The sequence below is a fragment of the Lysinibacillus sp. NPDC093216 genome (assembly GCF_050280325.1).
Taxonomy (GTDB): Bacteria; Bacillota; Bacilli; order Bacillales_A; family Planococcaceae; genus Lysinibacillus.
Window position 1 is genome coordinate 23547 of the sequence record NZ_JBNNVB010000023.1, and the last position, 15631, is coordinate 39177.

Here is a 15631-nt window from a genome sequence, read left to right on the forward strand (position 1 = left end):
TTAGTTGACGACTGCTGCTGTTTTTTGTATATTAATAACGAAAAATAGGAAATGAAGGTGAACTAGTTGAAGGACGAATTGCAGAATCGAGATGTAATTGATTTGTTGAGCGAACGTCACGAACTACTTCGAAGATTTGCTGAAGAGAAGTGGAATAAGCATAACGATATTTATATTTCAAATTCGGAATGGCATATTTTGGGGATAATTTATCGAAAACAACTTACGATTTCAGATGTAGCTAAAAATGTTAAATTTTCTAGACAAGCAACCCATAAAATAATAAAGAGTTTGGAAGTTAAAGGGTTGGTGACAGTTATGAGTGTCGAACATAGTAAAAAACATAAAGCTATTCGAATGACTGAATTTGGTGAAGATTGCTATAAAAAAAATCAATTATGTAAAGCAGAAATAGAAAAACAACTGGTCAATACAATTGGAGAAGATCAGGTCATCCGATTAAAAAATATATTAAAGCTTAATTGGGATATCGAGCAGTTGGAAGCATAAGTATTCGAAAATGTATGGTGCACATGAATAACAAAGTTTATAACATAAAAATGTAGAGTACTATTTTGCAGGTAGGCTACATTTCATAAGCCACTTTCGTTCAGCGCGAAAGTGGCCTTTTTTAAAAATCAGTTACTTTACCTTCTCGCGCTCTACGAATGTAGCGCTATTGTCATTTGCTAAATTGTAAATGGCGCTTTTTTCATCTAAGCCAAATTGTCCGTTTTCTCTAATAACAAACTTTTCGTTATTGTTCGTTTGGAAGTAATAAGTGCCTGCTGCACCTATTTCATACTCATAAATGACTTCCTTAATATCCTGCCATTCATATGTAATTTGATGATGAAATTCTTTGAAAACAATTTGTGTATTCTGTATAGCGATATAACTTAAAAGAGAAAAATAGCCTAAAATCAGACCGCTCACGATTGTTATAATCGAAATCAAATAGGTGTATTTATTTCTTTTAAATCCAAGCATGATCAACGTTAAAATAATGAACGCGATTGCTAGGAAAAGCATAGTGAAGTTGCTTGTTGGAGTAATCAGCACGATATTATCTTTACTAAAATAAAATGTTTGGGAAATGGTGAATGGCAACAAGAAAACAATGAAGGGCAATAGTAAAAGTAACACTATCGCTATAATAAAAAGTTTTGCATTAGGTGATAATTCGTTTAACATAAATCTCCTCCTTGCAATAGAGTGAATATTCCGCTCTTTATAAAGTGTAAGATGTTTACAAATTAGTGTATATGTGTATTTTGCGATTGTGAAGTAGCCATAAAATTCTGATTTAATACTTCTATATATGGAAAATTGGCCGTTATAATAGTGATATAGGGGTGAAGCTTATGAAAAAAGATAGAGGAAAAGTTTGGTTAGGTGTTGCAGGGGTAACAGTAAATGAGTTAGGACAATGGCTAGTTGTCAAAAAGGCATATAGCGGATTAAAGGGAAGATGGTCATTGCCGGCTGGTTTTGTCAATGCAGGCGAAACAGTAGATGAAGCTGTTGTTCGCGAATTAAAAGAAGAAACGGGTATCGATTGCTACGTATCAGGCTTAATTGGTTTTCGAACGGGTGTGATTCGTGGTGACATTAGTGATAATATGGCGATTTTTTATTGTCGGATGAAGGATGAGCAGCAGAAGATTTGTATTCAGGAAAAAGAATTATTAGAAGCGAAATGGATGTATCCAAAGGAGCTTGCAGAGGATGAAATGACATCAGTGATGTTAAAGGAAATGGCATCTAACCAATTTGAAAAGCATCAATTAGAGGGGATTGAAGGCATTAATCCAGGAGATGTCTTTGGCTATTCCTCTTATAAATTGTTCTTTAAAAAATAAAGTGACAGAGGAGGGGACCTATGATGGAGCTATTTTTGTTTATGTTAGAGCGAGTAGGGCTAATCATTGTGTTTGCCTTTTTAATGTCAAGATGGCGGCTCTTTCGGGGAGTGTTATTTCAAGATCAAGGGGTTAAGGAAAAGGTATGGCTTATAATTATTTTTAGTGCTTTAAGTATAGTTAGCAGCTATACAGGGATAAAGATCGAAAGTGGGTCCATCAATCCTTTAAATCAAATGATACATAGCACGATTAATGCAGAAGAAGCCATTGCGAATACGAGGCTAATTGGCGTAGCGATTGCAGGTATTTTTGGTGGACCACTTGTTGGTGTTAGCGTGGGGATTATTGCAGGGATTCATCGTATTACCCTTGGCGGTTTTACAGCGGTTGCCTGTGGTGTTTCGACAATACTAGCAGGATTCATTACTGGTAGTTTAAGTAAGCAATTAAAAATACGTCAAACCTTCTCCTATAAAAAAGCTGTTATTATCGGAATTTGTGCAGAGACTTTACAAATGATTATTATTTTAATAGTGGCAAAGCCGTTTGAACAAGCTTTGCAATTAGTTTCTTTAATAGCGCTACCGATGATTTTTATGAATGCCTTTGGGATTTTGATATTTTTCATTATTATCAAAACTTTTATTGATGAAGAAGAGCGCACAAAAGCATTACAAACACACCAAGCCTTTTCTATTGCCCAACAAACAATTGAACATTTTCGTAAAGGGTTAAATGAAGAATCCTGCCGAACGGTTGCGGAAATTATTAAAAGAGAGATTGAGGTTGATGCAGTCGCGATTACGGATACAAATGGAATTTTAGCGCATGTAGGAGTAGGTGAGGACCATCATGTTATTCATCAAGAAATAATGACGGCTTTAACGAAGCGTGTATTAGTAGAGGGACGTATTATTACAGCGATGTCCGCAAAAGAAATCAATTGTCCACATGAAGATTGTCCATTAAGTGCTGCGATTGTCTTACCATTAAAAGTACAGCATAAAACGGTAGGTACTTTAAAGTTATATTTTATCAACGTTTCTTCATTAACAGGGGCGAAAAAGGAGCTTGCTGAGGGCCTCAGTCGACTATTTTCATCGCAACTTGAATATGCTGAAATTGAGCAGCAAAGGAAGCTGTTAAAGGATGCCGAAATTAAAGCGCTACAAGCACAGGTTCATCCTCATTTCTTTTTTAATAGTCTTAATACGATTTCAAGTTTGATTCGAACGGATGCCGATGAAGCTAGAGCATTATTGATAAAGCTTAGTACATTTTTTAGGAGTAATTTGCAGGGCGCTCGTCAAATGCTGATTCCGTTAAAAAATGAAATTGACCATGTGGAGGCGTATTTGTCGATTGAACAAACGAGGTTTCCGAACCGCTATAATGTGCAATTTCACCTGGATGAATCACTTTTTGACGTACAAATTCCCCCATTTACTTTACAGCCACTTGTTGAAAATGCCATTTATCATGCCTTTAAAAATCGTAAGGAAGGCAAAATTGATGTGAAGGTGCAACGAATTAATAATAAGCTATTGTTGTTAACAGAGGATAATGGCTGTGGGATTGGAGAAGAGCAGGTTAAACAGCTTGGCAAAACGATCATGCAATCCGAGCAAGGGACAGGGACAGCTTTATGGAATATTTATCAACGTATTCATGAAATTTATGGAACTGAGGCGGATTTTCATGTTTCAAGTACGCTGGACGTTGGCACAAAAATTATGATTCAGCTGCCGTTAAAAGCCACAAGATGGGAGTAGAGAAATGTTAAATGTCTATATAGTAGATGATGAACCGTTAGCAAGGGCTGAATTGCGCTATTTATTGGAGCAAACAAAGTTAGTCCAGATTATTGGAGAATCGGAGAATCTGGAGTACATACTGCAGAATCCGCAGTTTGAGCAGATTGATTGTGTGTTTTTAGATATTCAGCTAGGCGTAAATAATGGCCTTGAATTAGCAAAACAGCTGCAGCAAAGCATACTTAAACCTGAAATTATTTTTGCTACTGCTTATGATGAGTATGCATTACAGGCATTCGAAGTGAACGCCTTTGATTATATTTTGAAACCATTTGAGCAAGAGCGTGTACAAAGTGCAGTTGAAAAGCTAGTGGCGAAAAGAAGAGCGACGCAGGCTAAAACGATGGAGAAATTAAAGGATTTACAATTGGACAAGCTTGATAAATTAACAGTTTATATAAATGATCGAATCTTACTTATTAATATACAAGAAATTTTATATTGTACGTCTGAAGATAGTAAGACGATTGTTGTCACTGAAAAAGGGAGATATTTTGCTTCAGAGTCGTTAGCCGTTTTGGAGAAAAAGCTCACTTTAAAAGGTTTTGTGCGTGTCCATCGGGCATTTATCGTCAATTTAGAACATATTGTAGAGCTGGAGCCTTGGAGTAGCTCTAAATACAATTTGATTTTGCATAATAGACATTCGATACCTATCAGCAGGCTTTATATGAAGGATGTGCGCAAGATTTTCCAGCTATCAAAATAACTGCATTTCAACAGTAGAAAACACCCTTTCAACTTAAAATTCTGACATTTCGGTGAATTTTACGAATAATCTTTTAATTCATTTGCTATGATGTGGAAAACGTAAAAGGAGTGATAACATGAATGCTATTACAATAGTAATAGGTTCCATTTGTGTTCTGATGATTAGCTATCGTTTGTATGGCATATTTTTCACAAAGAAGGTACTTAAGATAAAAGATGATACGCCCACCCCAGCACACGCTATGGAGGATGGTAAAGACTATGTTCCGACGAATAAATGGGTAACATTTGGGCACCATTTTGCTGCGATTGCGGCAGCTGGACCGTTAGTTGGGCCTATTTTAGCTGCACAATTTGGATATTTACCAGGGCTCCTTTGGTTGTTAATTGGTGCAGTTATCGGTGGTGCAGTACATGATGCGGTAGTGTTATTCGCTTCTATGCGCCACGGAGGAAAGTCGTTATCAGAGGTAATGAAGAAGGAATTAGGACCTGTTGCAGGATTCTGTACAGGCCTTGCAATGCTTTTCATTATTACTATTACAATGGCCGGGCTATCGATGGTTGTCCTTGGCGCGTTGGAGCGAAATCCATGGGGAACTTTTGCGGTAGGGATTACAATTCCAATAGCGATGCTTGTTGGTATTGCTTATCGTAAAACAGGAAATTTAATTGTTACGTCAACAGTTGGTTTTATTTTGTTAATGATCGGTGTATTTGTTGGACCTATGATTCAAGGAACAGCATTTGGTGATTTTTTAACGTTTGATCGTAATACTTTAGCTATTATTCTACCTATCTATGCTTTCTTTGCGGCGGCATTACCTGTATGGCTCTTATTAGCGCCGCGTGATTATTTAAGTAGTTTCATGAAAATTGGCGTATTTATTGCGTTAATCATCGGGGTCTTTTTCGTGAACCCAGTTATTCAATTTCCACCAATTACAGAGTTTATTCATGGTGGTGGTCCAGTAATTGCTGGCCCAGTATGGCCATTTGTCTCCATTACAATTGCCTGTGGGGCTATTTCTGGCTTCCATGCGTTTGTAGGCTCTGGGACAACTCCGAAAATGATTGATCGCTGGGAAGATATTCGTATCGTTGGTTTCGGTGCTATGCTCGTAGAATCTTTAGTAGGGGTAATGGCTTTAATCGCAGCAACGGCTCTTCATCCTGCAGATTATTTTGCGATTAATTCAGCCCCAGCAGTCTTTGCTACTTTAGGAATGGAGCCGGTACATTTACATGCATTAGCGGAAAGTATTGGGATGGATTTAGAAGGACGTACAGGTGGAGCTGTAACGCTAGCAGTTGGGATGACTGATATTTTCACAGGGATTCCTTGGTTTGCTGAAATGTCTTCTTACTTCTATCAATTCGTGATCATGTTTGAAGCGGTCTTTATTTTAACGGCTATTGATGCCGGGACACGTGTAGCGCGTTATTTAATTCAAGATTTTGGCGGCAATGTATACAAACCGTTGAAGCGTACAAATTGGCTTCCAGGTACAATCTTTGCAAGTGCACTTGCATGCTTTATGTGGGGCTATTTATTGTATTCAGGAGATATCAGTTCGATTTGGGTATTATTTGGCGTTTCGAATCAGTTGATGGCAACAATCGGTTTAGTATGTGGTGTAACAATAGTCTTAAAAGTTGCAGATAAGCGAATCTACGCCTTAACTTGCTTTATCCCATTAGCCTATTTATATGTCACTGTAAATGCAGCTGGCCTTTGGATGATTAAAAATGTTTATTGGAATACAGCGGCTGCTGGATACAATATGTTAAATGGTATATTGTCTGTTATTATGTTAATTTTAGGCTTAATAATTGTGATAGCTGCCTTTAAAAAATGGGCAGAGCTTTGGAAGTCACCAAAGTATTTATTATCACAAACAGCTTCATAATTAAAATCGAGAAACTATTGAAAATTAGTCGTATACTAGTTTTCAATAGTTTTTTAATTTCTTAATTATGGTTTATCATCAAAATAGCGGATGGCATTTGTTAAAATGTTTGCCATTTATAAGTTGATGGGAGTGGACTTAACGACATAATAAAGTAAAAGAATTCACACTCAGTTTTATGCATGAATCTTTTTCGCTCTTTGGTAGGTGGATGTCGATAAAATTCAAAAGTTGGTTGATAAAACGTGAAAGTTAGTAGATAAAACTCAAAAGTTGGTTGATAAAACGTGAAAGTTAGTAGATAAAACTCAAAAGTTGGGCGATAAAACGTAAAGGTGTTCCGATAATACTCAAAAGTGGTATGTCATGTGAATCAGTTGATTTTCGTTCCGACTGGGTGACTCCTTGGGGATTAGCGCCACAGATGAGACAGCACATAGGGGAACGAAGGCTAAAACCATCATGTCCTGTGATAACGCCTTCGTATCAACACCATACTGTTGCCGCTGCCGCCTCGCTTTAGCGGAGATAAAACCTTTTTGCTGCGCTACGCTTTCGAGCAAAAACCATCCTGCTACTGCACTACGCTTTCGCACAGATAAAACACGTTGCTGTCACTTCGTTAGCGCTACGCTTTCGCGCAAAAAACATTTGTTGCTCGAAGCGGCTCAACGGACGCCCTCAAGCGCCAATCAACCACACGTTATGGTAACAATCCCTAAATATGACGAACAAGCGAAATCAAGGATATGTTCATTGAAAGCGTTGTAGTAATCATGTAAACTAATGAGAGGAAAACGGAGGTTATACATACATGGATGGTCCAGTTTCACTAGTACAGTTAATTATTTCAATTTTGTTATTTTTCGTCATGTTCTTTGGTATTGGATTTTTATTGAATATGCTTCTGCGAATGACATGGTTAATGGCAATAGTGTATCCAATTGTTGTTATCTTTATTATCGATGATGTAAGCTTTTTAGATTATTTTTTCAAGCCAGGTTCCGCATTTCCAGCACTTTTAGATAAGTTGCAAGCACTGCAGTTTGTAGATATTTCAATCTTATCTGGTGGCTTTGCCGGTTCAATTGTTGCGGGAATTGTCATGATTTATTTGCGTAAAAGTGGTTATCGAATGTTTTAACTTATTTCAGCAAATGTCCCCCACCTCTATAGGTGATGAGATGAATGCGGGTTTAAGTCACTTTTCAGCGGGTGTCAATACACCTGCTGATTTTTTTTTGAATGTTTCCGATAAATCTAGAAAAGTTTCCGATAAAATCACGAAAGATTCCGATAAAACGTGAAAAGTTTCCGATAAATCTCAAAATTATTCCGATAAATAAAAAACACAGCCTCAACATGAGGATGTGTCTGTTTTCACAAAATAAACTGGTATGTGATGATGGCGATAAAAATGCCGGTTAATGCCCCAAAAACTACCTCGCTCCGTTTATGGCCTAGCAATGTTTTTAGCTCTTCCATTTTTTCTTGCCCATCCATTTGTGGCCATTTTTTTAAATCATGTAGCAATGTTTGAAAGTCTTTACGTAGTTGATTTAATACGGCTGCATGCTGACCTGCCTGGAAGCGTACTCCACTCGCATCATACATGACGATAAATGAAAACATAGCGGCTACAGCGAAAATTGGGGAATCTAATCCTGTTTCATAGGCAATAGAGGTTGTTAGTCCTGTTACGGAAGCGGAGTGGGAGCTAGGCATTCCTCCGGTGGAAGTAAATAATCCCCAGTTAATCTTGCCTGTCATAAAAAAATGAATAGGGATTTTTACAAACTGTGCAAAGAGAACTGCAAAAAGGGCAACGAGTAAAGGGGTATTTTGAAGTAAACTCATAATCATCACAACCTTCACTTATAATTGTTTTTATTATAACATTCATTATTTTCTAAAAGCCAAATATAACGCGTTTTCTGAAACTTAGGTATAATAGAATAGTGAATGGAGGAATTTAACATGCATATTGTAAAAGAAGCAAAAACATTTGAAACGATTTCAACTGAAGTGTTAGTAGTAGGAGTCACTAAACATCGTGAGCAAATGCAGGATTGGGCAAGCTTTTCAACATTTTATGGAGAATCCCTTGATATGTGGATTAGTGCAGGGGATGTATCTACTGAGCTAAAAAAAATAACGAAATTGCCATTCTTGAAGGGCCACGCAAATCTTAAACGCATATTATTTGTTGGTTTAGATGAGCGAAAAAACTTAACAGAAGGCGATGTTCGTGCAGCATTTGGATCGCTTGGCAAGGAACTAAGAGCCTTAAAGGTTAAAGAATATTCCATTTGGCTTGAGTCGTTTACGACAGAGTCGATTACTGTAACAGATGTTGCCTTTTTAGCTGGTGAAGGAACAGGACTTGGTTATTATTCAATTCCTCATTACAAAACAACATCAAATGAAGTAGAGAAACGTATTGCCGCTGTTCACATTGTGACTACTGCTAATGATTTAGATGAAGTGGTGGCAGGCTTTGAGGTTGGTGCTATTTATGCAAATGCTGTAAATGAAGCACGTAGTTTAATTAATTTACCACCAAACTTACTGACAGCGACAGACTTAGCTAATTACGCAGAGTCCCTTGCAGTCGAGTACGATTTTGAAGTGGAAATTTTAGATAAAGCACAAATAGAGGAGCTTGGTATGGGTGGTATTTTATGTGTCAATCAAGGCTCCCATGAAGAACCTCGTTTAATAACATTAAAATATAAAGCGACTGAAGACTTTGACGATCCAATTGGCCTTGTCGGCAAAGGGGTTACGTATGATACAGGTGGCTACTCCTTAAAGCCAAAAGATGCAATGGTAGGCATGAAGGGTGATATGGGTGGTGCAGCAGTAGTGCTAGGTGCCATGAAAATCATCGGTGAATTACGTCCTAATAAAAATGTCGTTGCAGTTATTGGTTCTACCGATAATATGGTATCTGGCACAGCATTTAAGCCAGATGATGTCATTACGACATATAGTGGTAAGACAGTAGAAGTTTTAAATACCGATGCGGAAGGACGTTTAGTATTAGCAGACGCTACTACATATGCTAAACAACAAGGAGCGACTTCCCTGATCGATGTTGCAACGTTAACGGGTGGAGTAATTACAGCACTTGGTATGGATAAAACAGGTGCCCTTTCAAATGATGATGAATTCTTTGTTGCTTTCATTGAAGCTGCACAGGAGACTGATGAATTTGTGTGGCGCATGCCTTTAACAGAAAATGATAAAAAACGAATTCGTAAATCAGATGTCGCTGATTTAAATAACTCTCCTGGTCGTGATGGACATATGATCTTTGGTGGAGGCTTCGTTGGAGAGTTCGTTGGTGACACACCATGGATTCACCTAGATATAGCAGGAACATCAGATGCGATTGCTGCACATGACCTAGGTCCAAAAGGTGGTACAGGAGTAATGGTACGTACACTAGCAAATTTTGTGCAACGTTTGGGAGAAGAAAAATAGAATAGGCAATAGACATGTGATAAATGCATCCTCCTACATAAGATAGAATAAAAAAAGGGAGGAAGCTTATGACATTCTTCGGAGGTTTTCCAGGAGGCTTTATGCCAGTAGGTGGGCCGTTTTTCCGACCGCCATTTTTCGGGCCGCCATTTTTTGGACCACCATTTTTCGGGCCGCCATTTTTCGGCCCACCGTTTTTCAGACCGCCGTTTTTCGGTCCGGGTTTCAGACCAGGTTTCAGACCAGGTCCACCATTTAGAGGTCCTCGTAGATTTTAATTCAAATAAGATAGATCTCAAAAAAACCAGATGTCAGCAAGTGACACCTGGTTTTTTCTTTAATTAAGTAAATAAAATAAATATCATATTCTAGGCACTAAATAAACTGTTGACAGAATATACTACATTATATATTATTCTTATTATATTACTAAGAATTAAATACGTAGCTGACTAGCAAACTAGAGGCTCAAATTATTCACAGACATTGCTCTGTCCATGAATGATTTGAGTCTTTTTTTTCTATCTGACAAGAGGGAGTGAAATCAAATGGGAAAAGTTTTTATAGTGGGTGCTGGTCCTGGTGATGTTGATCTTATCACGGTAAAAGGATTACGGTGTATCGAATGTGCTGATGTCATCCTGTATGACAGACTCATTAATAAGAATCTACTATCCTATGCTAAACAAGAGGCTAAGCTTATCTTTTGCGGTAAGCTACCGCAGCAGCACGCCATGATTCAAGAGCAAATTAATCAATCACTTGTCAGCTATGCACAGCAAGGATTGATTGTGACGAGATTAAAGGGAGGCGACCCCTTCGTGTTTGGAAGGGGGGCTGAGGAAGCAGAGGTGCTAGCTCAGCATAATATTCCATTTGAAATTGTGCCTGGCATTACTTCAGGGATAGCAGCTCCTGCCTATGCTGGGATTCCTGTTACACATCGTGACTTAAGCTCAAGTTTTGCAGTGGTTACTGGACATATGAGAGAGGGCAAGGATGATGCCATCCGATGGGAAAGTCTGGCGAAAGGGATTGATACGATTGCTATTTATATGGGGGTCGGTAACCTTCCCTATATCCGTCAGCAGCTACTTAAGTATGGCCGTGATCAAGAAACACCAATAGCGCTCATTCATTGGGGTACATTTTCTCAACAAAAAACAGTCACAGGTACTTTAGCTAATATTGAAGAACTAGTGCAGCGAGAAAATATTCAAAATCCAAGCGTAATTGTAGTAGGGAAAGTTGTGACTTTGAGGGAAACAATTCAATGGTTCGAGCAAAACATTCCACAGCCACAGTTAGCAGAAATTTCTGTGTAAGGATGTGGGGTTATGCAAGCCATTTTATATATCGCTCATGGAAGTAGAGTAAAGGCAGGAGTAGAGCAAGCTGTAACCTTTCTAAAGAGTGTACAACAGGAGATTGACATACCGATTCAAGAAATTAGTTTTTTAGAACTCGCGACGCCGACAATTGCTGAAGGTATAGCAAGCTGTATTAACCAAGGGGCTACAGCTATAGCGATCGTGCCTATTTTATTGCTTGCCGCTCAGCATGCAAAACACGATATTCCGAATGAAATTGAAAAAGCAAAAAAACAGCATCCACAAGTGCGTTTTACATACGGTGAACCACTTGGTGTCCATGAACTATTAATTGATACATTACAGACTAGAATTTTAGAAGCAAGGTGCCCTACTAACGATGCAAGTGTTTTACTTATAGGTCGTGGGAGTAGTGATCCTGAAGTAAAGAGTGTTTTAGCCAAAATTGCGGCAAGATTACGTGATAAATATGCTTATAAAACCGTAGACACATGTTTTTTATATGGAATGGGTCCTACGTTTGAAGAGTGGTTACAACAAGAGAAGAATAGGACCAATCCAGTATTTATAGTGCCGTATTTGTTGTTTACTGGGATTTTGCGCCAAAGCATAACAAGGCGATTACAAGATTATGAGAATAAGAACGTTATGTTATGTGAAAGTTTAGGCTATGACGACAATGTAAAGAAAGTTTTAGTGGAACGTATTTATCCATTGTTAAAATTTACCGAGGAAGGTGTTTTGTAATGATAGATAAAAGAACTGAAAATGTAAATCTAGCATTAGATAATGTTCGCCAAATTTTAAATACTGTGAACCACGGATCGATTACATTGATTGTGCAAAATTCCTATGTGGTCCAAATTGAAAAGAAGGAAAAAATCCGACTTCGATAATAATGTTTTTGTCAGACAAAATATCAAGAGTAGAAAATGATACGAATACGTGAGGTGGCAAGATTGAAACTGCAAGTAGTGAATAGTCCATTTAATGAGGAGCAGGTAAAGCTGTTAAATGAGCTGCTTCCTAAACTAACAGGAGAACAGAGGGTGTGGTTAAACGGCTATTTAAGTGCACCACTAGCAACTATTGATGCTGTTGTCGAAGAAGCAACGCCGATAGTAAAACCAAGCACCAAGACAGTGACGATTTTATATGGTTCACAAACAGGCAATAGTCAGGGGTTAGCTGAAAAATATGCCTCAGCCTTGAAAGATAACGATGTCGACGTAACCATTTCATCGCTAGCAACGTTTAAACCAAATAATTTAAAAAAGGTAACGAATCTTTTGCTCATTGTTAGCACGCATGGGGAAGGGGATCCGCCTGATCAAGCAATACAGTTCTACGATTTTTTGCATAGTAAGCGTGCTCCTAGGTTAGAGCATCTTCATTATTCTGTACTAGCCTTAGGAGATAGTTCTTATGAATTTTTCTGTAAAACAGGAAAGGATTTTGATGAGCAACTTGCAAAATTAGGGGCAACTCTAATCGTCCCTCGCACAGATTGTGATGTAGATTATGATGACACGGCTGCACAATGGTTTTCTGCTGTTCAGCAGGAGTTGTTGCAACAGACCGATTTAGCTGCTACATCTACTACACAAAATCAGACAGTACAAGGAGACACTACATATTCTCGTAAAAATCCGTTTTATGCAGAAGTACTTGAAAACATTAATTTAAACGGCCGAGGATCAAACAAAGAAACACGCCATATTGAATTATCCATCGAAGGTGCAAGTTTCCACTTCGAACCAGGAGATAGTATCGGTATTCAACCAGATAATGATGAAAAGCTAGTAGATGCTTTAATCACTGCGTTACAGTTTGATCCACAAACGGATGTAACCGTCTTCGAAGAAACGCTACCATTAAAGGATGCATTACAAAAAAAGCTAGAAATTACTGTACTGTCAAAGCCGTTGTTACAAAAAATTGGTGCCTATACGGTCCATGAGCAATTTACAAAGCTACTTGAGGGCTCTAATTCCTGGAAGGACTATGCAAAAGGAAGAGATTTACTTGACGTTGTGCAAGACTTTGCACCATTTATATGGGATGCGCAGCAATTTGTAGATTTACTACGTAAAATTCCAGCACGTCTATATTCCATTGCTAGTAGTCAAAAGGCAAATAGTGAAGAAGTACATTTAACAATTGGGAAAGTAAGCTATGAGACGAATGGACGACAACGTCTTGGTGTTTGCTCCGGAAGTGTAGCGGAACATATTCAAATTGGAGATACATTAAAGATATATGTTCATAAAAATCCGAACTTTAGATTACCGGAGCATGAGGATACACCGATTATTATGATTGGTGCTGGCACAGGTGTAGCCCCGTATCGTGCATTTTTGGAGGAGCGTGAGGAATTAGGCGTCGAAGGAAAAGCGTGGCTAATTTTGGGGGATCAACATTTTGTCACTGACTTCCTTTATCAAACGGATTGGCAGCGTTGGCTTGCTGCAGGCACGCTCAGTGAAATGCATGTCGCCTTTTCACGTGATACAGATAGAAAAATATATGTTCAACATAAAATTGAGGAAAATGCTGTCGCCTTTTATGAATGGCTAGAGCAAGGAGCTATCATTTACGTCTGTGGCGATGAAAAATCAATGGCTGCTGATGTTGATGCAACAATACTTCGCGTTATTGAACAACAGGGACAAAAAACGCCAGAGGAAGCGAAAGCCTTTGTTCAAGAGCTAAAACAGCAGAAACGCTATCAACGTGACGTCTATTAATAAAGGAGCGATAACAAATGACAGGAAAAATTATTCTACCTCCACAACCAGGGAAGCCTAGTGATGTAGAACGTATTAAAACCGACAGTAATTATCTACGCGGGACATTAGAACGTACGATGAACAATCCATTAAGCTCAGGTATTCCAGAGGATGATAATCGTCTAATGAAGTTCCATGGTAGTTATTTACAAGACGACCGCGATCTTCGTAATGAACGCCAGCGTCAAAAGCTTGAGCCTGCCTATCAATTTATGGTGCGTGTACGTACACCGGGCGGAGCAGCTACTCCAGCACAATGGCTTGTAATGGATGAAATGGCGAGAAAGTATGGTAACGGCTCCTTAAAATTAACGACACGTCAGGCGTTCCAAGTGCACGGTATTTTAAAATGGAACGTCAAAAAATATATGCAGGAAATTAATGAGGTGTTATTAGATTCTCTAGCTGCCTGCGGAGATGTCAATCGTAATGTCATGTGTAATGTGAATCCCAATCAATCCGCATTACATGAGGAAATCTATAATTGGTCTGCCAAATTAAGTGAGCATTTACTGCCTAGAACACGAGCTTACCATGAACTATGGCTAGATGGTGAAAAGGTAGTTGACACTCAAGATGAAGAAATTGAACCTATATACGGTGCGCAATATTTGCCACGTAAATTTAAAATTGGTATTGCTGTTCCGCCAAGTAATGATGTGGACGTATTCTCACAAGATATAGGGTTAATTGCAATTGCTGAAGAGGATAAGTTAATAGGTTTTAACGTAGCAGTTGGCGGAGGAATGGGCATGACACATGGCGATCATGAAACATACCCACAGCTTGCTCGTATAATTGGCTTTATCACACCTGATAAACTACTGGAAACAGCGGAGAAAATTATTACGATTCAGCGCGATTATGGGAATCGTTCGGTTCGTAAAAATGCACGTTTTAAATATACAATTGATGCTAGAGGACTTGAATGGTTTAACGAAGAACTAACACGTCGTCTAGGCTGGGATATTCAAGAGGCTCGTCCATTTACCTTTAATCGTACAGGTGATGAGTTTGGCTGGATTAAAGGTGCAGAAGGCCAATGGCATTATACATTATTTATTCAAAATGGTCGTATTAAGGACTTTGAAAATTATGAGCTACTAACAGGATTACGAGAAATTGCGAAGGTGCATACGGGTGATTTCCGCTTAACGCCAAACCAAAATTTAATGATTAGTAATGTAACGCCGCAAAAGAAGAAAAAAATCGCTGCTATTATTGAGCAATACAAGCTTACAGATGGTGCACACTATTCTGCATTGCGTCGTAATTCGATTGCTTGCGTTTCGTTACCAACATGTGGTTTAGCCATGGCAGAAGCAGAGCGTTACCTGCCTTCTCTTATTACAAAAATAGAAACAATCATCGATGAAGCAGGCTTAAACGATACAGAAATCGTTATTCGCATGTCAGGCTGTCCGAATGGTTGCTCACGCGCAGCAATGGCTGAGATTGGCTTTATCGGTAAAGGTCCAGGAAAATATAATATGTATTTAGGGGCGAGCTTTACTGGTAATCGTCTCAATAAAATTTATCGCGAAAATATAGGTGAAGAGGAGATTTTAGCGGAGCTTCGTCCAATCCTTCTGCGCTATGCGAAGGAACGTCAAGATGGCGAGCATTTCGGTGATTTTGTTATTCGTGCTGGCTATGTAACAGCTGTTCACGACGGACGAGATTTTCATCATAAATAAAATAGTAGCCCTGTAGCAAATTTCTTTG

General features: G+C 38.6%; 15 protein-coding genes. 13 read left to right on the forward strand and 2 right to left on the reverse strand.

The window, feature by feature from the left end; translation table 11 throughout:
• Nucleotides 1-66 precede the first annotated feature (66 nt).
• Entirely contained in the window at nucleotides 67-510 is a 444-nt protein-coding gene (locus ACQKOG_RS20535) for a MarR family winged helix-turn-helix transcriptional regulator (protein WP_427448186.1), read from the forward strand.
• Between the two features lie 132 nt (nucleotides 511-642).
• On the opposite strand, the gene ACQKOG_RS20540 is transcribed toward ACQKOG_RS20535, so the two are convergent.
• The gene (locus tag ACQKOG_RS20540; RefSeq protein WP_402869285.1) at nucleotides 643-1194 is read right to left on the reverse strand and encodes a hypothetical protein; all 552 of its coding nucleotides are present in this window, start codon (nucleotides 1192-1194) and stop codon (nucleotides 643-645) included.
• A gap of 170 nt (nucleotides 1195-1364) precedes the next feature.
• Here ACQKOG_RS20540 and ACQKOG_RS20545 point away from each other — a divergent pair, with 170 nt between their 5' ends.
• From ACQKOG_RS20545 to ACQKOG_RS20565, 5 genes are all read left to right on the forward strand, one after another.
• The gene (locus ACQKOG_RS20545) at nucleotides 1365-1862 is read left to right on the forward strand and encodes an NUDIX hydrolase (RefSeq protein WP_370078067.1); all 498 of its coding nucleotides are present in this window, start codon (nucleotides 1365-1367) and stop codon (nucleotides 1860-1862) included.
• 23 nt (nucleotides 1863-1885) lie between these two features.
• Nucleotides 1886-3637 (forward strand): LytS/YhcK type 5TM receptor domain-containing protein, encoded by a 1752-nt coding sequence (locus tag ACQKOG_RS20550; protein WP_370078272.1) that lies wholly within the window; start codon nucleotides 1886-1888, stop codon nucleotides 3635-3637.
• A 4-nt stretch (nucleotides 3638-3641) separates the two neighbouring features.
• Nucleotides 3642-4388, forward strand: a complete 747-nt coding sequence (locus ACQKOG_RS20555; protein ID WP_370078065.1) for a LytR/AlgR family response regulator transcription factor — start codon at nucleotides 3642-3644, stop codon at nucleotides 4386-4388.
• Nucleotides 4389-4506: 118 nt separating this feature from the next.
• Nucleotides 4507-6300, forward strand: a complete 1794-nt coding sequence (locus tag ACQKOG_RS20560) for a carbon starvation CstA family protein (protein WP_370078063.1) — start codon at nucleotides 4507-4509, stop codon at nucleotides 6298-6300.
• A gap of 814 nt (nucleotides 6301-7114) precedes the next feature.
• Complete coding sequence (locus ACQKOG_RS20565) at nucleotides 7115-7444, forward strand: YuiB family protein (protein WP_370078061.1); 330 nt, start codon at nucleotides 7115-7117, stop codon at nucleotides 7442-7444.
• Nucleotides 7445-7680: 236 nt separating this feature from the next.
• Here ACQKOG_RS20565 and ACQKOG_RS20570 read toward each other — a convergent pair whose 3' ends face one another.
• Nucleotides 7681-8163, reverse strand: coding sequence for a divergent PAP2 family protein (locus ACQKOG_RS20570; RefSeq protein ID WP_370078059.1), 483 nt, complete (start codon nucleotides 8161-8163; stop codon nucleotides 7681-7683).
• 114 nt (nucleotides 8164-8277) lie between these two features.
• On the opposite strand from ACQKOG_RS20570, the gene ACQKOG_RS20575 reads away from it, so the two are divergent.
• From ACQKOG_RS20575 to cysI, 7 genes are all read left to right on the forward strand, one after another.
• Nucleotides 8278-9786: a leucyl aminopeptidase gene (locus ACQKOG_RS20575; protein WP_370078057.1), complete on the forward strand. Its 1509-nt coding sequence runs from the start codon at nucleotides 8278-8280 to the stop codon at nucleotides 9784-9786.
• A 68-nt stretch (nucleotides 9787-9854) separates the two neighbouring features.
• Nucleotides 9855-10064, forward strand: a complete 210-nt coding sequence (locus tag ACQKOG_RS20580; protein ID WP_370078055.1) for a hypothetical protein — start codon at nucleotides 9855-9857, stop codon at nucleotides 10062-10064.
• 270 nt (nucleotides 10065-10334) lie between these two features.
• Entirely contained in the window at nucleotides 10335-11111 is a 777-nt protein-coding gene (gene cobA, locus ACQKOG_RS20585; RefSeq protein ID WP_415731838.1) for a uroporphyrinogen-III C-methyltransferase, read from the forward strand.
• Nucleotides 11112-11123: 12 nt separating this feature from the next.
• Nucleotides 11124-11864 carry a sirohydrochlorin chelatase gene (locus tag ACQKOG_RS20590; protein ID WP_370078051.1) on the forward strand — a complete coding sequence of 247 codons (741 nt, stop codon included), beginning with the start codon at nucleotides 11124-11126 and terminating at the stop codon, nucleotides 11862-11864.
• Entirely contained in the window at nucleotides 11864-12013 is a 150-nt protein-coding gene (locus ACQKOG_RS20595) for a YezD family protein (protein WP_370042262.1), read from the forward strand. The genes ACQKOG_RS20590 and ACQKOG_RS20595 overlap by 1 nt, the downstream gene beginning before the upstream one ends.
• Nucleotides 12014-12076: 63 nt before the next feature.
• On the forward strand, nucleotides 12077-13864 hold the full coding sequence (locus ACQKOG_RS20600) for an assimilatory sulfite reductase (NADPH) flavoprotein subunit (RefSeq protein WP_427448187.1): 1788 nt from the start codon (nucleotides 12077-12079) through the stop codon (nucleotides 13862-13864).
• A gap of 17 nt (nucleotides 13865-13881) precedes the next feature.
• A complete protein-coding gene (cysI, locus tag ACQKOG_RS20605) occupies nucleotides 13882-15603 on the forward strand; it encodes an assimilatory sulfite reductase (NADPH) hemoprotein subunit (RefSeq protein ID WP_370078047.1) in 1722 nt (573 codons plus the stop codon).
• The last annotated feature ends 28 nt before the right edge of the window (nucleotides 15604-15631 follow it).